The organism is Arthrobacter antibioticus (assembly GCF_030063205.1).
Taxonomy (GTDB): domain Bacteria; phylum Actinomycetota; class Actinomycetes; order Actinomycetales; family Micrococcaceae; genus Specibacter.
This window is the reverse complement of the sequence record NZ_JASISQ010000005.1, coordinates 86,616-111,150: the sequence shown is the minus strand read 5'-3', so window position 1 is coordinate 111,150 and position 24,535 is coordinate 86,616. Positions and strand designations below refer to the sequence as shown.

22 protein-coding genes are annotated in these 24,535 nt (G+C 57.9%); 10 read left to right on the top strand and 12 right to left on the bottom strand.

The features are described 5' to 3' along the window. Positions 1-86 precede the first annotated feature (86 nt). From aceB to QMG40_RS12060, 3 genes are all read left to right on the top strand, one after another. Positions 87-1,751, top strand: coding sequence for a malate synthase A (gene aceB / locus QMG40_RS12070; protein WP_283531305.1), 1,665 nt, complete (start codon positions 87-89; stop codon positions 1,749-1,751). A 176-nt stretch (positions 1,752-1,927) separates the two neighbouring features. Then, complete coding sequence (locus QMG40_RS12065; protein ID WP_283531304.1) at positions 1,928-2,632, top strand: DsbA family oxidoreductase; 705 nt, start codon at positions 1,928-1,930, stop codon at positions 2,630-2,632. 143 nt (positions 2,633-2,775) lie between these two features. Continuing rightward, the gene (locus QMG40_RS12060; protein ID WP_283531303.1) at positions 2,776-3,159 is read left to right on the top strand and encodes an RNA-binding S4 domain-containing protein; all 384 of its coding nucleotides are present in this window, start codon (positions 2,776-2,778) and stop codon (positions 3,157-3,159) included. Between the two features lie 91 nt (positions 3,160-3,250). Here the strand turns inward: QMG40_RS12060 and QMG40_RS12055 are convergent, their stop codons facing one another. The 4 genes from QMG40_RS12055 to QMG40_RS12040 all read right to left on the bottom strand — a co-directional run bounded on the left by QMG40_RS12055 (position 3,251) and on the right by QMG40_RS12040 (position 10,020). Next, positions 3,251-4,924, bottom strand: coding sequence for a ribonuclease J (locus QMG40_RS12055; RefSeq protein ID WP_283531302.1), 1,674 nt, complete (start codon positions 4,922-4,924; stop codon positions 3,251-3,253). A gap of 301 nt (positions 4,925-5,225) precedes the next feature. After that, entirely contained in the window at positions 5,226-6,971 is a 1,746-nt protein-coding gene (locus QMG40_RS12050; RefSeq protein ID WP_283531301.1) for an ABC transporter ATP-binding protein, read from the bottom strand. Continuing rightward, complete coding sequence (locus tag QMG40_RS12045; RefSeq protein WP_283531300.1) at positions 6,971-8,752, bottom strand: ABC transporter ATP-binding protein; 1,782 nt, start codon at positions 8,750-8,752, stop codon at positions 6,971-6,973. The genes QMG40_RS12050 and QMG40_RS12045 overlap by 1 nt, the downstream gene beginning before the upstream one ends. A gap of 260 nt (positions 8,753-9,012) precedes the next feature. After that, positions 9,013-10,020, bottom strand: a complete 1,008-nt coding sequence (locus QMG40_RS12040) for a 1-aminocyclopropane-1-carboxylate deaminase (protein WP_283531299.1) — start codon at positions 10,018-10,020, stop codon at positions 9,013-9,015. Between the two features lie 161 nt (positions 10,021-10,181). On the opposite strand from QMG40_RS12040, the gene QMG40_RS12035 reads away from it, so the two are divergent. Continuing rightward, positions 10,182-10,835 (top strand): GntR family transcriptional regulator, encoded by a 654-nt coding sequence (locus QMG40_RS12035; protein ID WP_283531298.1) that lies wholly within the window; start codon positions 10,182-10,184, stop codon positions 10,833-10,835. A gap of 24 nt (positions 10,836-10,859) precedes the next feature. Here QMG40_RS12035 and QMG40_RS12030 read toward each other — a convergent pair whose 3' ends face one another. Continuing rightward, entirely contained in the window at positions 10,860-11,408 is a 549-nt protein-coding gene (locus tag QMG40_RS12030) for an OsmC family protein (RefSeq protein WP_283531297.1), read from the bottom strand. Positions 11,409-11,666: 258 nt separating this feature from the next. On the opposite strand from QMG40_RS12030, the gene QMG40_RS12025 reads away from it, so the two are divergent. The 3 genes from QMG40_RS12025 (at position 11,667) to QMG40_RS12015 (ending at position 15,689) form a co-directional block, all read left to right on the top strand. Further along, positions 11,667-13,304, top strand: a complete 1,638-nt coding sequence (locus tag QMG40_RS12025) for an ABC-F family ATP-binding cassette domain-containing protein (protein ID WP_283531296.1) — start codon at positions 11,667-11,669, stop codon at positions 13,302-13,304. Between the two features lie 363 nt (positions 13,305-13,667). Beyond that, positions 13,668-15,068, top strand: coding sequence for an NAD(P)-binding domain-containing protein (locus QMG40_RS12020; protein WP_283531295.1), 1,401 nt, complete (start codon positions 13,668-13,670; stop codon positions 15,066-15,068). A gap of 159 nt (positions 15,069-15,227) precedes the next feature. Continuing rightward, positions 15,228-15,689 (top strand): hypothetical protein, encoded by a 462-nt coding sequence (locus QMG40_RS12015; RefSeq protein ID WP_283531294.1) that lies wholly within the window; start codon positions 15,228-15,230, stop codon positions 15,687-15,689. 77 nt (positions 15,690-15,766) lie between these two features. Here QMG40_RS12015 and ccsB read toward each other — a convergent pair whose 3' ends face one another. The 5 genes from ccsB to QMG40_RS11990 all read right to left on the bottom strand — a co-directional run bounded on the left by ccsB (position 15,767) and on the right by QMG40_RS11990 (position 20,720). Further along, positions 15,767-16,867 carry a c-type cytochrome biogenesis protein CcsB gene (gene ccsB, locus QMG40_RS12010; protein ID WP_283531293.1) on the bottom strand — a complete coding sequence of 367 codons (1,101 nt, stop codon included), beginning with the start codon at positions 16,865-16,867 and terminating at the stop codon, positions 15,767-15,769. Beyond that, on the bottom strand, positions 16,867-18,576 hold the full coding sequence (resB, locus tag QMG40_RS12005; RefSeq protein WP_283531292.1) for a cytochrome c biogenesis protein ResB: 1,710 nt from the start codon (positions 18,574-18,576) through the stop codon (positions 16,867-16,869). Before resB ends, ccsB begins: the two co-directional genes overlap by 1 nt. Further along, entirely contained in the window at positions 18,576-19,331 is a 756-nt protein-coding gene (locus QMG40_RS12000; RefSeq protein WP_283531291.1) for a cytochrome c biogenesis CcdA family protein, read from the bottom strand. The genes resB and QMG40_RS12000 overlap by 1 nt, the downstream gene beginning before the upstream one ends. A gap of 16 nt (positions 19,332-19,347) precedes the next feature. Next, positions 19,348-19,935 carry a TlpA family protein disulfide reductase gene (locus QMG40_RS11995; protein WP_283531439.1) on the bottom strand — a complete coding sequence of 196 codons (588 nt, stop codon included), beginning with the start codon at positions 19,933-19,935 and terminating at the stop codon, positions 19,348-19,350. 122 nt (positions 19,936-20,057) lie between these two features. Next, on the bottom strand, positions 20,058-20,720 hold the full coding sequence (locus QMG40_RS11990) for a histidine phosphatase family protein (RefSeq protein ID WP_283531290.1): 663 nt from the start codon (positions 20,718-20,720) through the stop codon (positions 20,058-20,060). Positions 20,721-20,882: 162 nt separating this feature from the next. Here QMG40_RS11990 and QMG40_RS11985 point away from each other — a divergent pair, with 162 nt between their 5' ends. The 3 genes from QMG40_RS11985 (at position 20,883) to QMG40_RS11975 (ending at position 23,249) form a co-directional block, all read left to right on the top strand. After that, complete coding sequence (locus tag QMG40_RS11985) at positions 20,883-21,440, top strand: YceI family protein (RefSeq protein ID WP_283531289.1); 558 nt, start codon at positions 20,883-20,885, stop codon at positions 21,438-21,440. Positions 21,441-21,569: 129 nt separating this feature from the next. Beyond that, positions 21,570-22,352 (top strand): hypothetical protein, encoded by a 783-nt coding sequence (locus tag QMG40_RS11980; protein ID WP_283531288.1) that lies wholly within the window; start codon positions 21,570-21,572, stop codon positions 22,350-22,352. A gap of 186 nt (positions 22,353-22,538) precedes the next feature. Continuing rightward, positions 22,539-23,249, top strand: coding sequence for a hypothetical protein (locus tag QMG40_RS11975; RefSeq protein ID WP_283531287.1), 711 nt, complete (start codon positions 22,539-22,541; stop codon positions 23,247-23,249). Between the two features lie 120 nt (positions 23,250-23,369). On the opposite strand, the gene QMG40_RS11970 is transcribed toward QMG40_RS11975, so the two are convergent. Continuing rightward, positions 23,370-24,068, bottom strand: coding sequence for a redox-sensing transcriptional repressor Rex (locus QMG40_RS11970; protein WP_283531286.1), 699 nt, complete (start codon positions 24,066-24,068; stop codon positions 23,370-23,372). A gap of 158 nt (positions 24,069-24,226) precedes the next feature. Further along, a complete protein-coding gene (locus QMG40_RS11965) occupies positions 24,227-24,520 on the bottom strand; it encodes a glutaredoxin family protein (protein WP_283531285.1) in 294 nt (97 codons plus the stop codon). Positions 24,521-24,535: the final 15 nt, after the last annotated feature.

The following is a 24,535-nucleotide window of genomic DNA, read 5'->3' as shown; positions in this document are numbered from 1 at the left end:
GAGGCAGTTGATGGTGCAAAGAGGTCCAACCCGGTCTGCTTTGTTCCCCAGCTGCCTCATAGGTGAACCAGACTTGGAGAATTCCCATGAACTCGACTAACAGCCTGAACGGAATTACGTTCAACGGCATCACACTGACAGCCCCGCCGATTCACCGCCAGGATGAAATCCTGACTCCGGAGGCTCTGGATTTCATTGCGGCACTGAACCGCAAAACAACTGCACGCAGGCACGAGCTGCTCGCAGCCCGCCAGACTCGACGTCGCCAGATTCTCAGCGGCACCGATCCTCGCTACCTGCGCGAAACCTCCACTATCCGGGAAGATCCTAACTGGCGAGTAGCTCCGCCGGCACCCGGGCTGGAAGACCGTCGTGTAGAGATTACGGGTCCGGTTGATAAAAAGATGACCATCAACGCCCTGAACTCGGGGGCTAAAGTGTGGCTGGCTGACATGGAAGACTCCTCAACCCCTACCTGGGGCAACGTAATCCGTGGACAGCTGAACTTGATTGATGCGCTGGAACGCCGCATTGATTTCACCAGCCCCGAGGGCAAAGAATACCGTTTGGCCCCGCAGGAGGACCTGCCCACTATTGTTGTCCGTCCGCGCGGATGGCACCTGCCAGAGAAGCACCTGCTGATCAATTCCAAGCCGATGGCTGGTGGAGTTGTGGACTTCGGGCTGTACTTTTTCCACAACGCCCACCGTTTGATCGCCCAGGGCAAGGGACCGTACTTCTACCTTCCAAAGATTGAAAACCATTTGGAAGCCCGCCTGTGGAATGACATCTTCATCCACGCCCAGGACCTGTTGGGCATCCCGCAGGGCACCATCCGTGCCACGGTTTTAATCGAGACCATTACGGCCGCTTTCGAAATGGAAGAGATCCTCTACGAACTCCGTGATCACGCTGCCGGGTTGAACGCCGGACGCTGGGATTACCTGTTCTCAGTGATCAAGAACTTCCGTACCCGCGGGCCTCGTTTTGTACTCCCTGACCGCAACCAAATCACCATGACAGCACCGTTCATGCGCGCCTACACCGAACAGCTGGTAAGGGCCTGCCACCGTCGTGGCGCCATGGCTATCGGTGGGATGGCAGCATTTGTGCCCAACCGTCGCGATCCGGAAGCCAACGCCAACGCGATGGACAAGGTTCGCGCTGATAAGACCCGTGAAGCCAATGACGGCTTTGACGGCTCTTGGGTTGCCCACCCTGACCTGGTTCCTGTTGCCATGGAGGTCTTCGACGAGGTACTTGGCTGGAATCCCAATCAGATCAGCCGGCTGCGTGAGGATGTGGAGCTTGATGACAGGGCACTGCTGAACGTTGCCGGCACCCAGGGCAATATCACCGAACAGGGGATCCGAGACAACATTTGGGTTGGTGTCCAATACATCGAGTCTTGGTTGCGCGGGCACGGTGCCGTTGCACTGAACAACCTCATGGAGGATGCCGCCACCGCGGAGATCTCCCGCTCTCAGATCTGGCAGTGGATCAACAGCCAGGCCATCACAGACACAGGGGAACTGATTACCTACGACTGGGTCCACGAGATGGTTCAAGAGGAGTTCGCCAAACTTCCCCGATTCGATGCGGACCGTTTTGACGATGCCCTGGAAATCTTCACCGATGTTGCCATGGGCGAGGAATTTCCGGCCTTCTTGACCACATCCGCCTACGCCAACTACCTCCACGCAACACCAGAGCAGGCCTCCAGCGGAACACGCCAGCTGGCGGCAGCATAAGTTTGGTTGTTTCCCGGACGCTAGCCACTGCAGGCCCGATCGTCGGGTCCCGGTGAAGCAACCTTAATAGTGAGTATCCATAAGTACGACGGCGTTTGGCGGGTTCACATGGAACCCGGCAAGCGCCGTCGTGCTTGGGCTGGAATAACGGGCGTGCTGCCATGGTTCTGGCAGATATGAAGATCGAAATTTTCTCCGACGTGGCCTGCCCGTGGTGCTATATTGGCAAGCGCCGTTTTGAAACCGCCCTGAACGCATTCCCGCACAAGGATTCGGTGGAGGTGCTGTGGCGCAGTTATCAACTGGACCCCACACTTCCTCAGCACTATGACGGCACCGAGATGGACTACCTTGTGGAGCGCAAGGGCATGGATCGCGAGCAGCTCATGGGCATGCTCGGCCAGGTCAAGGATGCGGCTGAGGGCGAGGGGCTGCACTACAAATTTGAAGAGATTGTGGTGGCGAACAGTTTCTCCGCCCACGAACTGCTCCATTTGGCTGCCGCACACGGCAAGGCGGATGCTGTTAAAGAAGCGTTGCTCTCAGCGCACTTTGAGCACGGTGCGGACATCGGAGACCGCGAGGCGCTGGTGAGCATTGGCACCCGTGCGGGTCTTTCCGCCGTTGATATCAATGAGGCGCTGGACACCGGCAAGTATGCCGATGAGGTCCGCAACGACTTCGCCGAGGCACGTGCCATTGGTGTTACCGGTGTGCCGTTCTTTGTGATCGATCGGAAGTACGGAATTTCCGGCGCCCAACCGGCGGAATTGTTCAGCCAAGCACTCGAGGAGGCGTGGCAGGAAGCCAACCCGCTGACAATGGTTGACTCAGGATCTGAAACCGCCGAGTCCTGCGGTCCCCAGGGCTGCACCCCTTGAGAGTCCCTTGGCATTTAGCAACAAGGACTGAACTTTTTTCGCAAAAGCCGCCGTTTGGGAGATAAGCCACCGCGCGCGGGGTGGCTTATCTCCCAAACGGCGGCTTTTTTCGTATTCTGTGCCCGCGATAGAGTGGTTGAACTATGAGCATCCCCAAGAACGCGCCCGCTTCGGTGCGCATCGACGCGTGGTTGTGGTCAATTCGCGCGTACAAGACTCGTTCCATGGCCACCGCAGCCTGCCGCGCCGGTCACGTAAAACTCAACGACGCCAACGCCAAGGCCGCGCACACAGTTGTTCCCGGGGACACTATTCGAGTCCGTCAACCCGGTTACGACAGAATCCTTGAGGTCCGCAGGCTCATCAACAAGCGCGTCGGGGCCGAGGCCGCCTCGCACTGCTTCACCGACCACACTCCCGCACGCCCCGCCCTTCCGGCGCTTGGTCTGCCGCAGCGTGATCGCGGCACCGGCCGGCCCACTAAGAAGGACCGTAGAGACATGGACAAATTGCGCACAGAAGACTAGCCCGCACCCAGGGCAAAGTTTGCAGCGCAAAGCAAAGTGCCGCCGTCGTTCTTGAAGAACGACGGCGGCACGCAACTTGCAGTGGTGCGGATTACGCTTCCACGATGATGACTGTGTAGACCGGCTTGCGGCGCAACGCCCTGTCCGACCAGCGCAGCAAGGAATCGGCAATAGCCTTTTCTGCGACTGGACCCGTCTTCTCGCCACGGAGACCGGAGATTGCCTTCTCCACAACGCCGGTGGCCTTTTCCAGGTCCTTCTCAGTGAGGTTGAAGCCAACCGGGAAGAATTCCGGGTCTTCTTCAATGCTGCCGGTGTCAGGATTGACGATCAGCAATAAGGTCACAGCGCCGTCTGCACCCAAGCGGAGACGGTCCTGCAAGGACTCCTCCGTGGCGGCACCGGCAACCATATTTTCTACGTAGACGTACGCGGCGGGAACACTACCGCTCACCCGTGCCACGCCGTCCTTGAGGTCGATCGTGGTGCCATCTTCAACGATCAAAGTGTGCTTGGGATCAACACCGGTGCGGATGGCAAGTTCGGCGTTGGCCTTCAAGTGCCTGTACTCACCGTGGACCGGCATCACATTGCGCGGGCGGACCAGGTTGTAGCAGTAGACGAGTTCACCGGCGCTGGCGTGGCCAGAGACGTGAACCTTCGCGTTGCCCTTGTGAATAACATTTGCGCCCTGCTTGGTGAGATCGTTGATCAACCGGTAAATAGAGGATTCGTTACCCGGGACCAATGAGCTGGCCAACAGGACGGTGTCACCCTCTGTCAGGTTGATCTGGTGGTCGCCGTTGGCCATACGCGCCAGAGCAGCCATCGGCTCACCCTGAGAACCGGTGCAGATCAGAACAGCCTTGTTCGGCGCCATCTTCTCCAGTTCCCTGGCTTCTACCAGCATGCCGCGCGGGATTTTCAGGTATCCCAGTTCGCGCGCAGTGGTCATGTTCCGGACCATGGAGCGGCCAACGAACGCTATCTTGCGGTTGTATTTGTGCGCAGAATCGATGATCTGCTGGATGCGGTGCACGTGGCTGGCGAAGCTGGAGACCACTACGCGGCGCGGGGCGGTGCGCATAACCTGGTCAATCGCTGGAATCAGGTCAGCCTCAGCTGCCAAAAATCCAGGGACTTCGGCGTTGGTGGAATCAGGCATGAACAAGTCAACGCCTTCTTCTCCCAAGCGGGCAAAGCCGGCCAGGTCAGTGATGCGCTTATCCAACGGGAACTGGTCCATCTTGAAGTCACCAGTTTCCAGCACCAAACCGGCGGGCGTGCGGATGGCAACTGCAAGGCCGTCCGGGATGGAGTGGTTTACTGCCAGGAATTCAACGTCGAACGGGCCGAACTTGCGGCGGTCGCCTTCCTTGACCTGGATCATCTTGCCCTTGATCCGGTGCTCATCCAGCTTGGTCTTCAGGAACGCCAGCGTCAGTTTGGCTGAGATCACGGGGATGTCCCCGCGGTGCTTGAGCAGGTACGGCACTCCGCCAATGTGATCCTCGTGGCCGTGAGTTAGCACCAAGCCAACCACGTCCTGCCATCTGTCCTTCAAGTAGGAGAAGTCAGGCAGGATCAAATCGACGCCGGGGTGGTGCTCTTCAGGGAACAAAACTCCGCAGTCAACGATCAGCAGTTTTCCTGCGAATTCGAAGACGGTCATATTACGGCCAATCTCCCCCAAACCACCAAGGGCAACAATGCGCATGGCACCATCGGCAAGGGCGGGCGGGGTTTGGCGGGCAGTTCTTCTCATGGATTCCAGACTTTATGCTGTAGTGGGCGACAGGCTGGCGAGGTTGCGCCGCCGTTTGTTGCGATTCTTTCGGTCAAGTTTCAGACCGGTATCGCTAAAAATTTTGGGGTTGCTTAGCTGATTTTACCACCGCCACCGCACTTGATTTCCCGCATCCACGAAGAGCATGCATCACTTCGACCAAACGCGGGGGTAGTTGATACTTTTTGCACCCGGTAGACCACGTGCAAAAAGTATCAACTACCCCCGCGTAGACGAAAAATGGGTCTCGACTACGCACCCACCCACAACACGTGCAGGCTTACGCGTCTTGCCGCCACGAGTTCCACAACGCAGCGTAGGATCCGCCTTGCGCCAGCAGTTCATCGTGGGAACCCAGCTCGGAAATTCGTCCCTTTTCCACCACCGCCACACGATCGGCGTCGTGCGCGGTATGCAGGCGGTGCGCAATCGCCACAACAGTCCGTCCGGCCAAAACGGCGCTGAGTGAAAACTCCAGATCGCGGGCGGCCTGCGGATCGATCAACGAGGTCGCCTCGTCCAGCACCAGTGTGTGCGGATCCGCCAGCACTAGCCGGGCCAACGCCAGTTCCTGCGCCTGAGCGGGGGTCAGCGTGTGTGATCCCGAACCCACTTCAGTGGCAATACCTTCGGGGAGGGCACGCACCCAAGATAAGGATCCGACGTCGGAGAGGGCCTTTTCGATCTGCGCGTCAGTTGCATCGGCCTTCCCCAAGCGGACGTTGTCTGCCAGCGTTCCCACGAACACGTGGTGTTCTTGGGTGACCAAGGCGACCTCTCCACGTAATTCATCCAGCGGGCGGTCAACCAACGGCACCCCGCCCACCGTGACGGAACCGGAAGTAGGTCCATGGATTCCGGCCAGCAACCGGCCAAGGGTGGACTTACCCGCCCCAGAAGGACCCACCATGGCCAGACGCTCGCCGGGACGGAGCGTGAGATCGATCCCGTGCAAAACGTTGTGGCCTTCACGGTAGGCGTAACGGGCGTTGTTGAGAATAATTTGCTCATCTGTGGGCACCGCATCCGTGGCGATCCTGTCCGGAGAAACGTTGCGGATGCCCACAATGCGGGCCAACGATGAGGCGCCCACCTGGATCTCGTCGATCCACATGATCAGCGTGTCCACGGGGTCGATGAGTTGCATGGCATACAGCGCAACCGTGGCCACCATGCCAGTGGTGACAAGGTCTTGGGATGACAGCCAGCCGCCCCACAACAGCACGGCAGCCACCGGGAGCCAGAAAGCGAGTTCGGTCACCGGGAACAGTATTGTGCGCAATCCCAGCGTGTACTTTTCACGTTCAAAGCAGTTTTTTAGAGCCGCATCGATCCTGTTGCGCCGGTGCGGCCCAAGACTCAGCGCGTCAACTGTGCGGGCACCCTCGATGGTCTCGGTGATGGCGCCATTGAGCACCGCGTAGCTTTCGCGCTCCGCCAAGTATCCGGCGGTGGCGCGCTTGAGGTACCAGCGTGTGACGGGAATCAGCAATGGTGTACCCACCAGCAGGGCCACGGCCACAAGTGGACTGGTCAAGAGTGCTGCGGTGGCCGTCAGCGCAATGGTTGCTACTGAAACCAGCACCTGTGGAACACCAAAGCGGACGGTGTGTGAGACCGAGTCAACGTCGTTGGTTGTGCGGGACACAAGGTCACCGGTCCCCGCCTTTTCCACGGTAGATAGCGGAAGCGAGGTGACCTGCTCCATGAATTCCTCACGGAGTTGGGCAAATACTTTCTCCCCCAACACCATGCCTTTACGCCTGGCCCATCGCGCCAGTATGGTCTGCACAATCACAAAGCCAGCCAAGCTCATCGCCACAGTGGCAATAAACCCGGCCGTTGTGCCAACGCTGATGGCGTCTACCAGCCTGCCCAAGAGGAACGGTCCGGCCAGACCTGCCGCAGCAGACACAACATAGAGCCCAACCACACCGGCCAGTGGCTTTTTGTGTGCGCTCATCAAACGCAGACCCTCTGCCTTGACCTGAGCGGAATCCGCCACAGGAAGCTTGTTATCAGCCATCAGTTTCCCCCACCGTTTGTGCCGGTATTGTTCATAACTTCGGCGCTGTGGCCATCCATACCTTCGCCGCGGATCACCACTTTGCGGTAGTCCGGAACGGTGTCCAGGAGCTCCCGGTGCGTACCCTGCGCTAAAATTTTCCCGTCCTGCAGGAACACCACAGTATCCATGGCGCCCAGTAGCAGCGGGCTAACACTGACCACCACTGTGGTGTTCTCAGGTACCCCGCGAGTGCGTTGCAGGGCCGTGGCGATCCGTGATTCGGTGTGCGCATCAACAGCACTGGTCGGTTCAATTAGCACCAACACTTCCGCTTCCGTCAGCACTGCGCGCGCCAAAGTTAAACGTTGGCGCTGCCCGCCGGAGAAACCGCGCCCTTTCTCCGTTACTTCGTCATCTAGTCCGTGGTCCAGACCATCAAATACGTCATGGGCACTAGCTACCTCAATGGCATCCATGATCTGGGCATCGGTGTGCTTTCCCGTGGGATCCAGTTCCTCCCGCAGTGTTCCGGTGAACAACTGCGGCTCAGCATCAGAGACGACGATCCGTGAGCGCACCTCACGCAGCGGCATCAGGTGCAGCGCCTCGGCACCCCAGCGCACCTCCGCCTCACGCAATACAGCATCCTCAAACCGGCCAAGCCGCCGGGCCAGGTTCGCTGACTGGGCAGGATCGCCGGAGACGACGGCGGTTAGCGTACCTGGCGCAATCACCACCCCCGTTGCCGAGTCGAGCAAAGCGCTCGGTGCGAAGGGGGCCGGCACTGTAGTCTCGACGTCGTGCACGGCAGAAGGGGTGGCCAAAACATCAATGATTCGCCGGGCTCCCACTTGGGCGCGAATAAAACGTGAGACAGCATCGGCTGCGGTGCGGATGGGGGACACCAGGAATACCGCGTATCCATAAAGTGCCACGAGCTGGCCGGTGTCGATTTGTCCGGATAAAGCCTGCAGGGCGCCGATCCAGGTGAAAGCCACGCTGAACACGCCAACCACCAGGACCTGCGCAGCATCCAAATCGGCCAGCGAATACGCCACCTTATTACCCGCAAGCTGCGTAGTACGTGAACGCTCCCTGTAACGCTGAACGAAGATGTGCTCCCCGCCAATGCCACGCAGCACGCGCAGACCCGTCACGGTGTCCGCGCCCAGGGCAGTCATCTGCCCGGCGGCCTCGCGCTGTTCCTTTTGACGCCTTTGCAAAGGCCGGATCACGAACATCAGTGCGGCACCGCATAGCGGCACACCAAATAACACCACCAGGCCCAACTGCCACGATGATTGGAAGACTAAATAGGAGACCAGCAGGTAGCCCACCACGGAACCGGCCAAGCGCGCGGCCACGTCAAAGATTTCCCCAATGCGCATGGCATCGGAGGCACAAGTGGAGACCACTTCCCCCGTGGAGAATTTTTGCGGCAACGCATCTCCACTGCGGGTCACCTTGTAACCCACCACTTGGGCGGAACGGTACGCGGCCTGCAACCAATTGCTCACGGCTGCGCGGTGACGCAAGGTAGCGGAGATGGACTGCACGATTGTCAACGCAACCAATACGCCCACCCAGGTAGAGAGGCGGGCGAAGTTGCCGGGCAGAATGCCCTGGTCAATCGCCTGACCCAGTACATAGGGAGTCAGCGCTTGGCAAACAGTCCAAATGGAGCCGTACACGATGCCAATCAAGAGGGTCCCACGCTGAGCGCCAGCCAACCACAGAAGATAACGGCCAGGGGAGCTCAGATTCGGTTTTTTAGCGGATTTGTAAGGAAAAGAGCGCACTACGGCCTTCTAACACATTGCGGATTGGCAGGCATTTCTGACGCGATCCAGCAGTCCGCAGGCAATGCGGAGCGATCGGCGTGGGGCGGAGGCTGCGTTATCTATCTCACAAGTATTTACTCTAGTGCACATCGGGTTGAGATTGTTCACCAAAGAGCGGGCCACCACAAATTCATTGGCTGGCTGACCGCGTCCGGTGACTGGCTGGCTGTTGGGGAGCTCCCTAACAAAGCGCCCTAACCAACCGCTAGTAAAAAATCCTAGCGAAACAGCCCGCTGTAGGCGTTGAGCGCCAGTTGTCCGCCGAGGTGCGCGTAGAGGACGTTGCTAGTAGTCGGGATGTCCTTGGAACTGACCAGATCAATAAGTCCGGCCATGGACTTGCCCTCATAGACGGGATCAATAATCATTCCCTCGAGTGTGCCGGAGAGGCGGATAGCTTCCAGGGTGGAATCCACGGGAATCCCGTAGTAGTCACCGGCCCAGCCTTCCAGGACGGTGATCTCATCATCGCGAATGTCGCGCTCCAAGCCAATCAGTGCCGCGGTATGGCGGGCGATCCTTGCCACCTGAGCACGAGTTTTTTCGATCGTTGCGGAGGCGTCAATGCCAATGACTCGCCGCGGGCGGTCCTGTCCGGCGAACCCCGCGATCATCCCTGCGTGGGTGGATCCTGTCACTGTACAGACCACGATGGTGTCGAAAAAGATGCCAAGTTCCTGTTCCTGTTTTTCAACCTCGTAGGCCCAGTTCGCGAAACCAAGTCCGCCTAGGTGGTGCTCCGAGGCTCCAGCGGGAATGGGATAGGGCTTGCCGCCAGCGTCTTGCACATCTTTGATGGCCTGCTCCCAGCTGTTGCGAATGCCAATGTCAAAGCCCGCGGAGTCGAGGTGGACCTCAGCACCCATGATGCGGCTTAGCTGGATATTGCCCACACGATCACTGAGTGGGTCAGGCCAGTCCACCCAGTTTTCCTGCACGAGCCGGGCTTTCATCCCGAGTTTGGCGGCAACGGCAGCTACTTGGCGGGTGTGGTTGGACTGGTAGCCGCCAATGGACACCAAAGTGTCAGCGCCTTGGGCGATGGCGTCCGGGACGATGTATTCCAGTTTGCGTGTTTTGTTGCCGCCAAAAGCCAGGCCACTGTTCACATCCTCGCGTTTTGCCCAGATTTTTGCCCCGCCCAGGTGCTCACTTAAGCGTGGCAGGTCATGGATGGGACTGGGGCCAAAAGTCAGGGGATAACGCTCGAAATCTGAGATTGCCATGACGTCCTTGAACTTTAGAGTAAAACACACTAGGTATGCAATATATTGCATTCCATTAATACACTCTTGTCAAGGGCGCCGTTCAGGTGTTGGCACGCCTTCAGCATTCATACCGTCCCACGTGCGCCCACCACGCGGCTTGGCGATATATCCTATGTTGCATGCCCACTCCCTTGCCCCACGGAATCCACAAACGGTCTCTGCTGCGCAATGATGTCTATGAATCCATTCGCGACGCCATCATTGATGGCACCTTCGCCCCCGGCGAGCGGCTGCGTGATCCTGAACTGGAAGCGTGGCTGGGCGTGAGCAGGACCCCGATTCGGGAAGCTTTGCTGCGTTTGGAACGGGCCGGGCTGATTGTTTCCCAGCCGGGCAGGGCCACGATGGTGGCGTCCTTGGACCCTGCCGCCACAAAGGATGCCCGGCAGGTGGTGGCGGCGATGCATGAGCTGGCAACCAGATTGGCTGTCCCGGTCCTGACCGAAGAACATCTTGCCAATATGGTCGCGGCCAACGCCAAGTTCTCCGCCGCGCTGAAGACCGACGACGTCGATGCCGCCTTAGCTGCCGACGATCAGTTTCATGCCGAAATGGTTGCAGCCTGCGCCAACGCAATGATTCCGCTGGTGCTTGAGCAGAGCATGCCTGTGCTGCGGCGGATGGAGTATCAGCGCTTTAGTTCCGATCAGGCACGGCATTCGGTCACGGCACATGCGCAGATCATTAAACTGGCCAGCCTTGGGGACACCGAAGCCGCCTCGCTGGCTACCCGGGACAACTGGTTGTCACTGGATACTCAGATACAAAACTAAGTGCACCTGAAGTGCCAGCGGCGACTAGCTTTTCCTAACCACAGCGCTCACGGGTGTGGAGTTGCTGAGCATGTCCTGCACGGGACAGCGCGCCTCCACTGTACGGGCAAGTTCCTCATAGCGTTCCTGCGTTTCGGGGCCGGAGATCGAAACAGCCAACCGGATATCACTGAATCCAGGCCGCACGGCGGGGTCGATCCCAAACAGGCCGCGCACGTCCAAATCCCCTTCGGCGTTAATGGTGATGTCATCGATCTGGATCCCGAGTTGTTCGGCATATAGCCGGTACACCACCACCTGGCAGGCGATGACAGCGCCCAGCACGTACTCCACCGGACTGGCCGCCGCGTCGTCCCCGGCCAGCGCTGCCGGCTCATCCACAGTGAATTGGTGCTTGCCAGCGTTGAGTCGCGTGGCTACCGAGCCGACACCCACACCAGCCACCTTGTACGTCAGCTTGGCATTCTCGGCGTTGAGATCGATCCGCTGCGCCCAGGCTGCCCCGGCCTCACCCAACCGGGCCGAACGCTGTGCCGCGTCGTTGCTGTTTTCGGTAAGAGTTGCTTCGCTCATCTGCGTTTCCTTTGATTGCGGGCCAGTGCCTGTGGTTGAAATTCTTGATTCTTCAGTGTGACCACCCACCACTGGCGGCTTCAAACCGTTCGTCACATCTTGCAATACTTGGGCGGCTGTGGCCCCTTGCCCAGTACGACGCCGGGAATCATCTTCCAGCACCGGGCCACCCCCTTGCGGGTCAACAGATGCCAAGGAGTGAGAGGGCACACTTCGCTGAGGTTCAGAGAGTGCTCCGAAGCAACTTAAGATGGAGTCATGAGCGCAACACTTGTGGCAAAGGACCTTGCCGGCGGCCACGCACACCGCACCTTGTTCAATAACCTTTCTTTCACCGTGGCCCCAGGCGATGTGATTGGCGTTGTGGGCGCTAATGGTGCCGGGAAATCAACGCTGCTCAGTCTCTTAGCGGGTGCATCGATACCGCAGGGCGGCTCCGTCAGCACGGCCCCGCAGGATGCCTTTATCGGCTGGCTGCCACAGGAACATGAACGGATTGAGGGCGAATCAATTGCCTCCTACATTGGCCGACGTACCGGCTGCACCCAAGCAACGGTTGAGATGGAGACCTCGGCTGAGGCGTTGGGCACGGGCACCTCTGCGGATAATGACAGGTATGCTGCCTCGCTTGATCGCTGGCTGGCCTCTGGCGCCGTTGATCTTGCGGAGCGCATCCCTGCGATACTGGCAGAACTGGGACTCACCGTTGATCCCCATGGCGCCATGACAGGACTTTCCGGCGGTCAGGCCGCTCGCGTAGCGCTTGCCGCGCTGCTGCTGAGCCGTTTTGACATCGTCCTGCTGGACGAGCCCACCAACGACCTCGATTTGGCCGGACTTGCCCGGCTCGAAGATTTCGTAAAGGGACTACGCGGTGGTGTGGTTCTTGTTTCTCACGACCGGGAATTTCTTTCGAGGTGCATAACTTCGGTGGTGGAGCTGGACCAGGCACAAAACAAGGTAGCTGTTTATGAAGGTGGCTATGACTCGTTTCTGGAGGAGCGCGCCATCGCCAAACGGCACGCCCGCGAAGCTTATGACGAATTTTCCGATAAAAAGGCTGACCTCGTAGGGCGTGCACGGACCCAGCGTGAGTGGAGCTCTCAGGGTGTACGCAACGCCATGAAGAAGAGCCCGGACAATGACAAAATCCGTCGTCGCGCCAGCGCTGAGTCCTCCGAGAAGCAGGCCCAAAAGGTACGCCAAATGGAGTCCCGCATTGCCCGGCTCGATGAAGTAGAAGAACCACGCAAAGAATGGGCACTGCAATTTCGTATTGGTGAGGCACCGCGTTCCAGTACTGTAGTTTGCACATTAAATGCCGCCGTTCTCACTCAAGGCAGCTTCACCATGGGCCCGGTCTCGTTGCAAGTCAACGCGGGCGAACGGATTGGCATCACAGGCCCCAATGGCGCAGGCAAGTCGACCCTGCTGCGATTGCTGCTTGGCCAGCGCGCCCCGGACAGCGGAACAGCGTCTCTGGGGGCAAATGTCTCAATCGGAGAAGTAGACCAAACTCGCAGCCAGTTCCCCGAAGACCAGCCCCTGGGTGCTGCTTTTGAAGAGCTTGTGCCGGAGCTAAACCAAGGTGAGGTCAGGACGCTCTTGGCCAAGTTTGGCTTGAAGGCTGACCAAGTGAGTAGCGTCGTGGGCGCCCTCTCCCCCGGGGAGCGCACCCGTGCATCCTTGGCGCTTCTGCAGGCACGCGGAGTGAACGTCCTGGTGCTGGATGAACCAACCAACCATCTGGATCTGCCTGCGATCGAGCAACTGGAGCAGGCTCTGGATAGTTACGAAGGCACACTGCTACTTGTCACCCATGACAGGCGGCTATTGGAGAACGTTTCCCTTGACACCAGGTGGGCTGTCGATGGCGGTCAGGTCACAGAGCTTTAAAACGCCTTGATCAGTAAGCAGAAATAAACTATTTGTTGATTTTGACTTATTTTTACTAAAATGTTGCAATGGTTACAGGTTTGCTGCTTCTTGGATCTGCGGCAAACCGCTTAACGAATCCGGGTGCCCACAAACACCCAACCCCGGTTCCGGACAGTGCCACTGGCGCTTGAGTTCGGCATAACCGCAGGCGATCAACCGCCCGAACATTTGCCGCAGTCTTTATCTGCCGCCGCGCATTACGCGCCTTTGACGCTCTACCTTGAGGAACCGATCACGGCACCTCGCAACATAGCCACTGAGCGTGGATTCGAAGCGTCGATTCATGAAGACACAGAGGATCCAAGTGATGAGGAGAGCAGCATGAGATTACGAGTTGGAATCATTGGTGCCGGGCCCAGCGGTATGGCTCAGTTGCGGGCGTTTGAGTCTGCCCGGCAAAACGGCGCGGATATCCCTGAGATTTTGTGTTTTGAAAAGCAGAACAACTGGGGTGGCCAATGGAATAGTAGTTGGCGCACCGGTTTGGATGAGCATGGCGAGCCTGTGCACTCCAGCATGTACCGCCACCTGTGGTCCAACGGCCCCAAAGAGTGCCTGGAATTCGCCGACTACTCCTTTGATGAGCACTTTGGCCGCGCCATCTCATCATTCCCGCCCCGTGAAGTCCTTTTTGATTACATCAAGGGCCGCGTTGAAAGCTCCGATGTTCGCAAATATGTCCAGTTCAACACTGTGGCCCGCCACACCAGCTACAACCCGGACACGGAAGAATTCACCGTGACAGTGGAGGATCTAACCACGGCCACCACTACTGATCACGTCTTCGATAAACTGGTAGTCGCTACGGGCCACTTCTCCACTCCTGCCGTGCCGGAATTCACTGGTATCAACACCTTCCCCGGCGAAGTCCTCCACGCTCATGACTTCCGCGGTGCAGAACGCTTCGCAACCAAAAATCTACTCATGATCGGCAGCAGTTACTCGGCCGAAGACATTGGCATGCAAGCCCATAAAATGGGTGCGGCCTCCATTACTTTCAGCTACCGCACAGCTCCGATGGGCTTTGACTGGCCAGAAAACACAGTTGAACGCCCCCTCGTCAGCCACTTCCAGGGCAGCACCGCGCACTTCAGTGATGGCACCTGCGGGGAATTTGACGCCGTGGTACTTTGCACCGGGTACCAGCACAAATACCCGTTCCTACCCAGTGAGCTGAGCCTGAAATCCAAAAATGTGCTCTACCCTGCCAACCTGTACAAGGGCGTGGTGTGGCAAGAAAACACCAACCTGTTTTACTTGGGCGCGCAGGACCAGTATTACACCTTCAACATGTTTGACGCACAGGCATGGTTTGCCAGGGACGTCATCAGTGGCGCCATCGAGCTACCAGCCCCGGCTGAGCGCGAAACAAATATTCAGCTCTGGTTGGAACGCCAAGCGGCACTGCCCGATCACAACGCCCAAGCCGATTTCCAGTCGGAGTACCTGCGCGAGCTCATCGCAGCCACCGACTATCCAACCTTCGATCTTGACGCCGTTTCGCAGCTGTTTAAGGATTGGATGAGACAGAAGGAAACGGACATTCTGGGTTACCGCGACACTATCCACCGCTCGGTAATTACCGGAACGATGGCCAAAAAACACCACACGCGCTGGATCAACGCTATGGATGATTCCCTAGGACGCTACCTCAACGGCCCATCGCAGGATATTGATACTGGCACGCTAAAAGCTGTCACAGAGGAAATGCCCGCCAAGTAGCTTTTTTTGCACCGGGGAGCAGCGTGGCTTGGGGCTAGCCGGGAGGTTGATTCCGACAAGCCCCAAGCTGCAAAAAAAATAAGTCTCTTCGGGGCATTGACATGCAATCGCATCAGGCGCATTCTAAAAACATAAGAACAGTTTTTAGATGGAGGAGTCATGACAACGCATTCAATCCCCGCCCCATCCAGTGGATGGAGATCACAGGCACTGACGCGGGCCAGGTCCGAGCCAGCCTACGGCGCATTCTTGCTGCTGTGGGTTGGCTTTATCGCAATCCCCTTGATCATGGGACTGGATAAGTTCTTCAACGTCCTCGCCAATTGGGAAAGCTACTTGGCTCCGTGGATCGCGAATATTTCACCCTTGAGCGCCCAGGGCACCATGATGGCCATTGGCGTTGTTGAGATCATCGCAGCTATCTCTGTTGCCTTGCGGCCGCGGTATGCAGCCTATGTGGTGGCCCTGTGGCTGGCGGGGATCATCATGAACCTGCTCACCTACTCCGGGTTCTACGATGTGGCGCTGCGTGACTTTGGCCTGATGGTGGCAGCCATCGCCCTGGCCCTTCTTGCGCGCACATACACCAAGCCAGGTCTGCGCTCACCACAAAAGCGCTGATCAGGCCTATTGGGTGCACAAACAGCAACGCCCCAAAACGCGAAAATGCGTTCCGGGGCGTTGGCGCCTAACGGGGGTTAGCTGCCAACTCCTGCGTATGAGTGCAATCCGGAGAAGTACACGTTCACGATGGTGAAGTTAAAGACAACGCAAAGGTAGCCAACTATGGAAAGCCAAGCAGCGCGCGTCCCTGTCCAGCCCTTGGTAGCCCGGGCGTGCAGGTAGCCGGCGTAAACCACCCAGATTACGAACGTCCAAACTTCCTTGGTATCCCAGCCCCAGAAACGTCCCCACGCCTTTTCAGCCCAGATGGCACCGAACATGAGCGTCAATGTCCAGCCCACAAACGCAATACCGTTGATCCGGTAGGAGAGATTTTCAAGGCTTAGGGCGTTGGGCACAAGACGCAAAACAGGTGCCTTGTCTTTTTTGCCCAGAGCGATCGAGGCCTCGCGGCGGCCCTGAATAAGCTGCAGAACCGACATGGCAAAGGTAATAGTGAAGAATGCTGAGGACAGCACGGCAATGGAGACGTGGATGATCAGCCAGTAGCTTTGCAGAGCGGGCACCAGGTGGCCCACAGGCGTCCAGAACGAGACGGACGCGGCAACAATCATCACCAGCACCAGGCCAATGACGAACGTCCCAAGGAACCGCAGGTCCCGGCGGGTGAGGACCAGCAGGAACACTATCGCGACAACGAAGCTGCCCGTCGTGCAAAATTCGTACATGTTGCCCCACGGAACACGCCCTGCAGCCAGTCCGCGGAAAAGCACCGCAAAACCTTGTACGACGGCGGCCACAACTGTCAGTGCCACGGCCACGCGGGCAACAACCCGGCGTTCCTTGCCGTAAAGCATGGAGTCTCCGGCGGTAACACCGTCGGAGACGGTATGGGTCTTACTGCTGGGACGCGTGGCGCGGTCCAACGGGCCTGAGCCTAGATCCTGTCCCTCGGAGCTGCGCGCGCCAACACCACTAAGCGCCAGTTCTCTAGCCTCGGCGCCCTGACCAGCAGCCTTGCCTGCTGTTTCTTGGCCTGCCAAACCTTTCTTAACCGCTTGGTTAAATGTCACCAGGTCCCACGCGTAGGCACAAAACGCGACAGCATACGCCAGCCCGGCAACCAGCATGAGCTGCTCGCTGAGCTGGGCAAAGCTTTCATTGATCTCTGGCATTACTGATCCTTACTTGCCGCGGTGACGCTTTGTGCGGAGTCGTTGATTATTGGTTGTGCCTGCTCACCATTTTGCCCTGCAACATCAAATGGCACCAGCCATTTGGCATGCAGAGCTTTGTTGATTGCAGCATATTCGCCAGCCAGCCGGTGGTCCTCACCTCGAGCGAGTAGGCCGAACTCGACCATGGTGCGTCCATCAGGGTGATTTCCTGTGCGTACCCATACACGACGTCGGTTCAGGAACAGTGAACCCATGAGCCCGGCCAGCGCTATAAGTGCGAACACCAGAACATATACCTGTCCCGGGTCGTGCCTGATGTCCAGAGCAGCAAATCGTTTGATTCCGTCAAAGCTAATGGTGCCGCTACCTTCAGGCAATGTGTAGCTTTGGCCCGGCACCAGCACAATGCCTCCCGAGTCAAGGCTCCTGGAGTTGATCTCCTTCAGCTCTGAGGTATCCAGCGTGTACACGTTGCGCGGTACGCCATTATCCAAACCCAGATCGCCTGTATAAGCGTTCAGGTTCAGCTGGGGATTGAACGGATCAGGGTCGGAGCCGAAAGCAACACCTTTTTCATCAATGAGTGCCGTAGGCAGAAAAAATCCAACAAAGCCAAGCTGCTTCGGCTTGGCGTCAGGGACCTTGACAACCATCAAAGAGGTGTAAGCACCATCAGTGGGGATGGTGATGACGGGGCCCTGAAAAGCAACCTTGCCCTGTCCGTCCTTGACAGTGATGATCGGGGCATAACCATTACCCACCAAATACACGTTCGTTCCGCCCACAGCTACCGGTTCGTTGACTTTAAGCGTCTTTTTTTCCGGCGCCGCTCCGGGCTTGTCTTTGAGCGTGAGCGTGGCGTTGAAGTCCAGCGGCTGCCCATAATGAGCTTCTGTTGAGCGATCATATTTAACTACCAACCGGTCTAACTGAACAGAGTAGGGGCTCAAGCTCTCGTCACTGAAATTGGCTCCGGGCGTGAACGTGTCATAGCCCGTAAGAGTATTCACGAATGTCTCCCCCTCCACCAAAACTCGCTGACCGCTGTAGCCAAAGAGCCCGCTGAACGCGATCGCCGCAAGGACACCAATCATGGCCGTATGAAAGAGCAGGTTGCCTACTTCTTTGAGGAAGCCCACCTCAGCGCCCACTGAGGGACGGTCTGTATCAAGATCGCGCACATCAACCCGGTAGCGGCGGCTCTTTAAAATATCTGCGGCATCTTTTACTGCCGTCTCTGCGTCAATGCCACTACCAGCGGGGATCTCCACTGTGCCGTATTCGGCCAGGCGCGAGAGACGTTTGGGCGTACGCGGCGGTGCCGAACGCATAGCCTTCCAGTGAATTTTGGCTCGCGGCAATACACAGCCAACCAGGGAAGTGAATAACAACAGGTAAATGGCTGCGAACCAGGGCGATGAGTAAACATCGAAGAGTTTGAACCAGTCCATGACGGGCCCGGAACCAGGATTGTCCTTCAGGTACTGAGCAACTTCCGCCGGTGCTGACGGGCGTTGCGGGAAGAGTGAACCGGGCACTGCAGCCACGGCAAGCATCAGCAGCAGGAACAAGGCCGTGCGCATGCTTGTCAACTGCCGCCAAGCCCAGCGGAGCATACCGACAAACCCGAGTTGCGGCAGGACGGCTTCCTGGCCACTCGTCTTCGGCTTTTTGCTCTTGGCTTCTTTCACCACTGTCTCTTTCATTAGATTGGCAATCTCACATCATTGGCAAACCAGAACTGCAGTTGATTGATCCATATTCCCCACAACCCAGAAACCATCAGCAGACCCAACACAATCAACATGCCACCGCCAAAGTACTGCAACCCGCGGCGGTGTTTGCGGAAGAAAGCTAAAGCACCCAATCCCCTGCGTGCGCCCAGCGCAATCAGCAGGAAGGGCAAACCCAGCCCCAGGCAGTAAATAAACGTTAGGAACGCGCCCTTAATTGCATTTGGTCCGTCCGAGACCGCCAACAACTGTACGGCGCTGAAGGTGGGGCCTATACAAGGCGCCCAGCCCAATCCAAAGGTTAGCCCCAAAACAGGCGCACCCCACAGTCCAGCAGGTGGTTTCGCATGAATTTTGGCTTCTGACTGAAACCAACCCATGCCACCAAGGAAGACAACACCCATCAGGATCACAACAACACCAAGCACTTGCGTGACCCACGCGGCGTCGGGCCCCATCAGCCACGCACCCAACTGGCCGAATACGGCGCCGATGAGCATAAAGACAACTGAGAAGCCCAGCACGAAAAGGCCGATTCCGGCAAACATCCGCCCACGCCGCTGGTCCTGAAGATCAGCACCACTGAGCCCGCTCACATAGCCTAAATACCCTGGAACCAGCGGTAGTACGCAGGGTGACAGGAAGGAGACTAGCCCGGCGAGCAGGGCAACGGGGATGGCCAGCAGCATTGACCCGCTGAGGATTGTTTCGGCAAATGGATTGTTCATAGGGTGGGGGCGGCTGCTATTTTTCTGCCAGCGCGGTGGTGATAAGGGCTTTCAAAGTGCCCTTGTCGGCGACGCCCAGGATGCGGGCGGAGACCCTGCCCTTCTTGTCCAGAATCAGGGTGGTGGGAACGGCTGCCGGAGGAACAAACTTTGTCAGCGCCAACAGCACCCCGCCATCTTTGTCAGCGATGCTCGGGTAAGTCAGGGAGAAATTGCGTTCAAACGCTTCTGCGGTGGCTTTTTCATCCCTGACGTTGACTCCTAAGAAAGCAACACCCTGGGGTCCCATCTCCGCATGGAGTGCCTGCAAATCCGGAGCCTCCAGACGACACGGTGCACAAGCTGCATACCAAAAATTCATAACAGTGACTCGGCCAGGAAAATCGGCGGCATCAATCTTTCCACCATCGAAAAGTGTGCCTGTGAATGTGACGGGTTCCTTGCGGTCCGCTGCCCCGTACTCGGTTACTGAGCCGTCTCCGGCAATATAATTTTTATTATCACCGGCGTTAGCCTGCTGTGCCAGCGGGTCGTTGCTGGTGCAGGCGGCTAGTGCCATAGTGAGCACGGCGCCACCAGCCGCCAAAAGCGATCTACGGCTCATCGAAGAAGTCACGGCGCAAGTCTTTCATTTCATTGGGAAGCCACGTCACTGACGCAGACATGACACATTCTTCTACGCTACGTCGAAAAGCTGACTGTCAGCTGAGTGTAACGCCTTCGGCGCTAGGCCCCTGGGGTGGTGGCCGCACCGGGGAGCAGCGCGGCAGCGGGTTCGCTGTAGTGGACATCCACAATGTCATCGCCGTCAAATGTCAAAGAAGTCAGGGAGGCAAGTGTGCACTCTCGGTTCCGCGGGTCATGCCACAGCCGCTTCCCCTCTGCACTGCGCCGTGTGGACCAGATCGGCAACTGGTGGCTCACCATAACGGCCTGAGCGCCATCACCACCAATCTCCAGTGCACATCTGGCAGCATCCCGCGCCGCTTCAATCATGCGCTGAGCCTGCGCCGCGTACGCCTCGCCCCAGGAGGGGCGGAACGGATTGAGGAAATATGGCCAATGTTTGGGCTTGCCTAACTCAGTCTTGCTCATGCGCAGGCCCTCGAAATGATTCTCCGCTTCTATGATCCGCGGATCGGTCACAATCTCCAGACCCAACGCCTCAGCCGTGGGCTGTGCGGTTTCTTGGGCACGCGTCAGTGGTGAGGCAACAAGATAAACCGGTGCGCCGCCGTCGTTCGCCATAGCTGCGAAGTGCTCACTGACCATAACGGCCATGGCGCGGCCACGCTCGGAAAGATGAAATTCAGGGAGTCGACCGTAAAGGACGCCATCGGGATTGAATACCTCGCCGTGGCGCAGAAGATGAACTGTTACTCGGGACATGTCTGCCAGTTTCTCAAAGTTAGTGACCAAGAGGTTAATCCGGCTCTGGAAAGTTTTTTCAGGGCACGGGAATAGTATATGCAAACGCATGCTTATACGGGGTGGAAGTCAAGGACACGGGCCATTGCGCCCATGTGCGGACAAAATTAAAAGGAGCTCCACATGTCAGTCACCACCATTGAGTCAACCGGCCTCACCCAAGGCAACTGGAACTTCGACGCCTCGCACTCGGAGGTGGGTTTCACGGTTCGCCACGCAGGCATCTCTAAAGTTCGCGGAAAATTCACCGACCTCAGCGCCTCACTGACACTCGGGGAAACATTGGCACAATCCGTTGTCACGGCCACTATTCAGGCCGCGAGCTTCAACTCCGGCGATGAAAACCGCGACGGGCATGTCCGCGGCGCCGACTTCCTGGACGTTCAGGAGCACCCCACCCTGACATTTGTATCTTCCGCCGTGACTGGGGATGCACAGGACTTTGCGCTCACAGGCGAGCTGACGATCCACGGAATTACAGTCCCTGTCACGTTTAAGGGCGAGTTTAACGGCGTCGCAGTAGACCCCTTCGGCGCAACTCGTGCCGGCTTTGAAGCTAAAACCGTCATCAGTCGCAAGGAGTTCGGTTTGACGTGGAATGCAGCCCTGGAAGCCGGCGGAGTCCTAGTTTCAGATAAAGTCACAATTTCACTGGATGTGGCATTTGTGAGGAGCGCCTAGGCCGTTGCGCTAAAGTCCAGATCTTTAGCACACGCACCTCAAGGCCGGTCCGTCAGCGTGGTGGACCGGCCTTTTACGTGCTGTTTGCGTGCCTATACAACCGTTCTTCCCCCGACTAGGGTTCATGCTATGAGCACATCAAATGAGTTCCCAGGTCCCGAGCAGCCCGCCTCCGAGCCATCTGCTCCCGGTTATGGATCCCAGCGTGATCCAAATACGCCACCAGCACCCACTGGCGCTACGCCCACTGGTGCTACGCAGCCTCCCCCTGGCTACCAGGGCGCCCCGGGGCAACAGCCTCCTGCGGGCTACCAGCCACCTCCGAATAATCAGCCGCCAGCTGGCAATCAGCCTCCGCCGGGTTACCAGCAAGCCCCTGGCACATACCAGCAGCCTCAATACCAGCAGCCTCGATACCAGCAGCCTGGAGCACCTGCGGGCAGCGGGAAGTTTGAGATGCCAGCGGACATGCCCCGGTCAATCAAAGATGTCATGCCAGCGGGTGGCTTCACCGGCATTTTTAAAATGGGTGATTTACCTCAGCTACTGAAGATCTCTTACATCATCTGGCTGGTGACAGCGGCCCTTTGGCTGTTTTTCACTTTCTTCGCGTTTATCGGTTCGCTGTTCCTGTTGAGCTCTTCTTACTACCGCGGTTCAGGTGTGCGGGGAATCGTCATCTCCATCATTTCCTTGGCGCTGATCGCTGCGATCGTCGTCTGTGCCATGAAACTCAAGGAAGGAATGCAGTGGGCGAGGATAGCCCTTTCGATCATCGCACTGATCAGCATCTTCTTGTTCGTGACCAGCAGCCGTGGTGGCGGTTTGTTGAGCGTAGTGGCCGCCGTGTTGATGTGGCTGCCAGAATCCACTGCATGGCTGAATTCCAGGTCCAAGGGAGTTAGACAGTAGTTTGAGCACACAGTTCTAAGTCAACTTGATCAGGTGGTTGAGTTGGAGGAGGTCGCGTAGGGTTTGTAATAAACCCGACGCGGCCTTCCTTCTTCTGGTGCCACGTTCCGGCGTAATCATTTGGCCCGCACTTTCGGCCAAATCCTCAGCAATACCGAAATCGGCCACACTGAAAGAGCAGCTGTCATGAGCACCCATGGTGAAGAACCCCAAGAGCAACCTGCTTCCCGCCCGGGAAGCTACGGTGAGATCGCCCCAGGCGTGCCGCGCTACGGCCAGTACGCTCCGGTCGGGTGGGAACCGCCTCAGGACGTTATAGACGCACAGAAGGGCACCTCGCAGCCAGGCTCAATCACCCCATCGTCGGCATATCCCGGATTTACGGGCCTACAGCCTGGCGCTCGGGAGGACTCTGGGGCACCTACGGAAGCGCCAAAGAGGGTGCTGCTGGCTACCAAGTTCATTATGGCTGCCGGAATCTTGCAACTCATTGCACTGCTAATTTGGGCGTTTGCCCTAACGACACCGGGCGGACAAGAGGTCCTGAGATCCGCCGTCGGGCAAGCCATGGCTACGAACCCGGAAGCGGCGGCCACCGTCAGCGCCCAGCAGCTTTTCATTACAGTGGCCATCTTTATGGGCATCATTCAGCTCACCTGCGCTGCCGGCTATTTTTGGATTGCCGCCAAGCTGCGCCGAGGCCGTAATTGGGCCCGGACCACCGCGCTAGTCTTCGCCATCGTCTCGATTGTTCTTGTCCCGGAAGGTGGATCATATGCGTTTTATTCCGGTGCCCGCATCATTTTGGGGTTAGTCGCCGTATTCATGCTGTTCAGGTCCCCGGCGAAGGAATTCTTCTTGGCACACAAGGCCAAACGGAACGCATTGAAGCGGTAATCCGTTCAAACCCGGCGCTGCGCGTCGCCAGTTGCCACTTATGGCGCCCAAACACACGTTTTGGGCGCCATAAGTGGCAACTGGCGAAGGATCGGCCACAAAAATAGCACCCGTAGGGGTTTATGCTCCCGGCAGATCCTGTATGAGGGAGGGTTCTTGCAGACGTTGGGCGTGATAAGCCAGAATCTGCAGCTCGGTAGCCATGTCCACTTTGCGCAGATTCACGTGATCCGCCACCGTCAGTGCAATGGGAGCAAAGCTCAGCACGCTGCGCACCCCGGCTGCCACAACCCTGTCGCATACCGCTTGAGCCACGGAAGCAGGGAGTGCTAAAACAACCATGTTCACCCTGGCGCTCTCAACCACATCTTCCAGATTTGCCACATCGCTGACACGCAACCAACCGATTTCATTGCCAATGATCATCTGGTCTGCATCCAGTAGTGCCACAACGTCGAATCCACGCGATTCAAACCCGGCGTACCGTGCAAGAGCCCGGCCCAGGTTTCCCGCACCGACAATGGCTACCCGCCATTCGTTGGTTAAGCCAAGCGCTTGGGAGATTTTGCGGCTCAGATTGGCCACATCGTAGCCAACCCCACGTGTCCCGTAGGTCCCGAGGTAAGAAAGATCTTTCCTGACATTTGATGAGCCCACGCCGGCCGACTCCGCGAGAGCCTCAGACGATACACTTTCGGCACCTTCAGCAAGGAGCGCGTTGAGCGTACGAAGGTACAGCGTCAAGCGCGAAACGGTGGCAGAGGGTAACTGCCGGGCTGGCTCGTCCGGCTGACCATCCGAGGTCTGCGCTGAGGTCAAGACTTCACTCCACATTCTCAAACTAAGGCCGCGCCCAGATGCTGAACACGTGTCCGTGAGGTCCGCACCGACCTTCACCCACTGTAAGTCGTGGCACGGCCATAGCCAAAAATACGCAGCCCAGACCAAGCATCAAGGCAGAGCATCAGGGCAAGCGGCTAGCTCAGGAGGCGCCGGAGACGGGCAGGGTCTATATGCCAGAAGTCTCTCTGGATCCCGTCCACAAGCACCACCGGGATTTCTTCCCCGTAACGCGCTATGAGCTCGGGGTTGTTATCAATGCTCAGCTCGGACCAGGTCAAGCCAAGACTGCCCGTCACTTCGGCGACGACTGTGCGGGCAGCCTCACACAAGTGGCAATTGGACTTGGTGACCAGCTCCAGTAATGGAACGTGAGCATTACCTGCGGTAGAGACATCACTTGTGGCCGGATGGTTGGCAGCATATTCCATGTCTATAACGGTACC

What these genes read in the sequence shown, in the direction of transcription:
- aceB (WP_283531305.1), top strand. Translation starts at nt 87, where the DNA reads ATGAACTCGACTAACAGCCTGAACGGAATTACGTTCAACGGCATCACA.
- QMG40_RS12065 (WP_283531304.1), top strand. Translation starts at nt 1,928, where the DNA reads ATGAAGATCGAAATTTTCTCCGACGTGGCCTGCCCGTGGTGCTATATT.
- QMG40_RS12060 (WP_283531303.1), top strand. Translation starts at nt 2,776, where the DNA reads ATGAGCATCCCCAAGAACGCGCCCGCTTCGGTGCGCATCGACGCGTGG.
- QMG40_RS12055 (WP_283531302.1), bottom strand. Translation starts at nt 4,924, where the DNA reads ATGAGAAGAACTGCCCGCCAAACCCCGCCCGCCCTTGCCGATGGTGCC.
- QMG40_RS12050 (WP_283531301.1), bottom strand. Translation starts at nt 6,971, where the DNA reads ATGGCTGATAACAAGCTTCCTGTGGCGGATTCCGCTCAGGTCAAGGCA.
- QMG40_RS12040 (WP_283531299.1), bottom strand. Translation starts at nt 10,020, where the DNA reads ATGGCAATCTCAGATTTCGAGCGTTATCCCCTGACTTTTGGCCCCAGT.
- QMG40_RS12035 (WP_283531298.1), top strand. Translation starts at nt 10,182, where the DNA reads ATGCCCACTCCCTTGCCCCACGGAATCCACAAACGGTCTCTGCTGCGC.
- QMG40_RS12030 (WP_283531297.1), bottom strand. Translation starts at nt 11,408, where the DNA reads ATGAGCGAAGCAACTCTTACCGAAAACAGCAACGACGCGGCACAGCGT.
- QMG40_RS12025 (WP_283531296.1), top strand. Translation starts at nt 11,667, where the DNA reads ATGAGCGCAACACTTGTGGCAAAGGACCTTGCCGGCGGCCACGCACAC.
- QMG40_RS12020 (WP_283531295.1), top strand. Translation starts at nt 13,668, where the DNA reads ATGAGATTACGAGTTGGAATCATTGGTGCCGGGCCCAGCGGTATGGCT.
- QMG40_RS12015 (WP_283531294.1), top strand. Translation starts at nt 15,228, where the DNA reads ATGACAACGCATTCAATCCCCGCCCCATCCAGTGGATGGAGATCACAG.
- ccsB (WP_283531293.1), bottom strand. Translation starts at nt 16,867, where the DNA reads ATGCCAGAGATCAATGAAAGCTTTGCCCAGCTCAGCGAGCAGCTCATG.
- resB (WP_283531292.1), bottom strand. Translation starts at nt 18,576, where the DNA reads ATGAAAGAGACAGTGGTGAAAGAAGCCAAGAGCAAAAAGCCGAAGACG.
- QMG40_RS12000 (WP_283531291.1), bottom strand. Translation starts at nt 19,331, where the DNA reads ATGAACAATCCATTTGCCGAAACAATCCTCAGCGGGTCAATGCTGCTG.
- QMG40_RS11995 (WP_283531439.1), bottom strand. Translation starts at nt 19,935, where the DNA reads ATGAGCCGTAGATCGCTTTTGGCGGCTGGTGGCGCCGTGCTCACTATG.
- QMG40_RS11990 (WP_283531290.1), bottom strand. Translation starts at nt 20,720, where the DNA reads ATGTCCCGAGTAACAGTTCATCTTCTGCGCCACGGCGAGGTATTCAAT.
- QMG40_RS11985 (WP_283531289.1), top strand. Translation starts at nt 20,883, where the DNA reads ATGTCAGTCACCACCATTGAGTCAACCGGCCTCACCCAAGGCAACTGG.
- QMG40_RS11980 (WP_283531288.1), top strand. Translation starts at nt 21,570, where the DNA reads ATGAGCACATCAAATGAGTTCCCAGGTCCCGAGCAGCCCGCCTCCGAG.
- QMG40_RS11975 (WP_283531287.1), top strand. Translation starts at nt 22,539, where the DNA reads ATGAGCACCCATGGTGAAGAACCCCAAGAGCAACCTGCTTCCCGCCCG.
- QMG40_RS11965 (WP_283531285.1), bottom strand. Translation starts at nt 24,520, where the DNA reads ATGGAATATGCTGCCAACCATCCGGCCACAAGTGATGTCTCTACCGCA.